The organism is Fibrobacter succinogenes (genome assembly GCF_902779965.1).
Lineage (GTDB): Bacteria > Fibrobacterota > Fibrobacteria > Fibrobacterales > Fibrobacteraceae > Fibrobacter > Fibrobacter succinogenes_F.
Genome location: NZ_CACZDK010000076.1, coordinates 1 through 2,378 on the forward strand (window position 1 = coordinate 1; position 2,378 = coordinate 2,378).

A 2,378-nucleotide genomic window follows, 5' to 3' on the forward strand; every position below is an offset into this window, starting at 1 on the left:
AAACGCTCCTTTAATTACTTCATTTTTCCTAGGAACCTTGCAAGCGTATTTCTGTCAACATTGTAATGCTTGGCGATTTTTCTCTGACTGATTCCATTGGCAAGTAGCCTGTTGATTTCGTCTTTTTTCCCGAATAATTTGTGTTTTTCAGGGCTAGTCTTTCGTCCTTTCGGTCGTCCCAAAATAACTCCCTCCTTTCGTCGCAAATTGAGAGCTTCTTTTGTTCGTTGGCTTATCAGATTACGTTCTATTTCTGCGCTTAGTCCAAATGCAAATGCGAGAACTTTGCTCTGAATATCTTCTCCTAACCTGTAATTGTCTTTGATAGTCCAGACCTTACATTCTTTATTCATGCAGATATTGAGAATATCCATTATCATAAACAAGTTTCTTCCAAGACGACTTAATTCTGCACAGATGATTAGGTCGTCCTTTTTTACCATATTCAGAAGATTGCCCAGTTTCCTTTTGTCGATTTTTTTTGTTCCGCTTATGGTTTCTTCAATCCATCCGTCAACTTTTAAATTGTTCTTACGACAAAAGTTGCTTATTTCAAATCGCTGGTTTTCGACAGTCTGTTTGTCGGTGCTTACTCGAATATAGCCATAAATCATTTTATACCTCATGAAAAATGTTTATGGCAAATTTGTTTTTTATTCGGTTTGTTTAAGGCGGTATTTTTTTAGGACTTTTTCTATTTCATCTACAATAGGCTGGGCGTTTTCGCGTTTGGTCCTGTCTTGCATCTTCTTTTCTTCATCAAGATGTAATAAAAGTTCTTTGACTGTACTGTGGATATAATAAAGCAATCTTTTGTCGTTTTTCTCTATTGCTCGGGGCATACTTGCGATTGCAGATTTTAGATTTGACATTTTGTAGAACATTAAAAACCTCTTAGGTTGAGATGATTTTGAATGATAACAAATGATTGCTTTGAAATGTGCAAACAACAGATGTTTTTTTTGTGACGAAAAAGAGAAAAGAAACAATTTGATTTACTTTTTTCTACATTAAAGGAACAAACTGAATTGTTTGTTGCATTGCAATTTGGAAACGCTCCACCAAGTTGTATGCCATTTGTGAGCGAAGAGGATTAAATAATGCTAAAAGAAGCTATTGAAGAATTTAGAAAAGAAAATTCTCACTCTAATGCGAGTCTTATTCTAAAAGAAGTAAAGCCGTTCGCTGTGAACTATTACACGGAAAAATACGGCGAAAAAAGTCAGATGCCTGTTTTGATGCACCTTTTTACGGTGTGCTACAAGTCTTCACTGATTGAATGTGATGGTACGGACGAGTTTATAAAATTGATGAATGAATTTAGTAAAAAATACGAAGATTCCGCATCTTGTGCGGATGCTTTCATTGAGGAAATGAAAACTTGTATCGATGAATTATACAAAAAGTTGGTGTTGGTAAGAAAATAGAGCTTGAACCACTATTTTCTTTTCTCCCACATTTGCCTGGCCATTGAATAAGCCTTGTGGAAAGGCAGCCCCGTGTCAAGCAGGTGTTCTGGTTCAGCGATTGCCCAGCTCACGTAATAGTATGCGAGAAATTCGTAGCCGCTGAACTTTTTGCTCGGAAACGCTTTCAGCGTGTATGTCTTGTCGCCACTTACCGAAATGCCGTTCATACCCGTAAAGGCGCACTCCCTGGAAATTTCCTTGACTTGCTCGTAGTCCATCTTGTCGAAATCCATCAAGGCGGCAAGCATGTACTGGCTCATCATCATGTTCACCATGTCGTCGTTCTTGCCGTGGCATTCGTCGAACTTTCTTTGTTGGCGGTCTGCTTCCGTCTCGATTTCTTCATCTACCTTGGAGGCGCCATCCGCCGCATTCGTGATGGTGAAAAAGTCCTTCATTTCCATCACTTCCGCAAGGTCAAGGAAAAGCTCGTATTCAGAGCCTGCGCTTTGACTATTCCAGGCTCTTTCAAACTTGTTGTAGTGTCAGCTACCCATTTTTAGGACTGGTTTAAAGTATACAAAATCACCCTGTTCTCATCAACCGATACTCCATTGGAGCGAGGTTGTTTAAGGAGTCGTGAAGTCCTGAAAATATAGGCGTCAAGAACAGCCCTTCGGTACGATCCGTTAAACCGTTCGATGTAGCTGTTCTGAGTCGGACACCCGGGCTGCGTGTACAAAATTTTGATTCCGTTCCCATCGCACCAATCTTGAAATTTATGCGAAATGAATTCCGGACCGTTGTCGCAGCGAATGTTGCTCGGCTTGCCTTTCTCCCAAATGATTTCCTCCATGAATCGAATCAAGCGGGATGCCGGTATGGAATGCGCAACCTTCTGTGCAACGGCCACACGGTCGCTGTCGTCGATGACGTTGAGTACGCGGAACTTGCGGTTGCTTTGCAAAA

The 2,378-nt window shown here is 40.5% G+C and carries 5 protein-coding genes; 1 reads left to right on the top strand and 4 read right to left on the bottom strand.

The window, feature by feature from the left end; translation table 11 throughout:
• Window positions 1-14 precede the first annotated feature (14 nt).
• Both HUF13_RS17165 and HUF13_RS17170 read right to left on the bottom strand, forming a co-directional pair.
• Window positions 15-614, bottom strand: coding sequence for a master DNA invertase Mpi family serine-type recombinase (locus tag HUF13_RS17165; protein WP_173476232.1), 600 nt, complete (start codon window positions 612-614; stop codon window positions 15-17).
• 39 nt (window positions 615-653) lie between these two features.
• On the bottom strand, window positions 654-884 hold the full coding sequence (locus HUF13_RS17170; protein ID WP_173476233.1) for a hypothetical protein: 231 nt from the start codon (window positions 882-884) through the stop codon (window positions 654-656).
• A 216-nt stretch (window positions 885-1,100) separates the two neighbouring features.
• Between HUF13_RS17170 and HUF13_RS17175 the strand changes: the two genes are divergently transcribed.
• Window positions 1,101-1,427 carry a hypothetical protein gene (locus HUF13_RS17175; RefSeq protein ID WP_173476234.1) on the top strand — a complete coding sequence of 109 codons (327 nt, stop codon included), beginning with the start codon at window positions 1,101-1,103 and terminating at the stop codon, window positions 1,425-1,427.
• Between the two features lie 11 nt (window positions 1,428-1,438).
• Here the strand turns inward: HUF13_RS17175 and HUF13_RS17510 are convergent, their stop codons facing one another.
• Both HUF13_RS17510 and HUF13_RS17185 read right to left on the bottom strand, forming a co-directional pair.
• Entirely contained in the window at window positions 1,439-1,867 is a 429-nt protein-coding gene (locus HUF13_RS17510; protein ID WP_304039362.1) for a hypothetical protein, read from the bottom strand.
• A gap of 101 nt (window positions 1,868-1,968) precedes the next feature.
• Window positions 1,969-2,378, bottom strand: a 410-nt coding sequence (locus HUF13_RS17185; RefSeq protein WP_173476235.1) for a DDE-type integrase/transposase/recombinase, incomplete at its 5' end; no start/stop codon positions are given.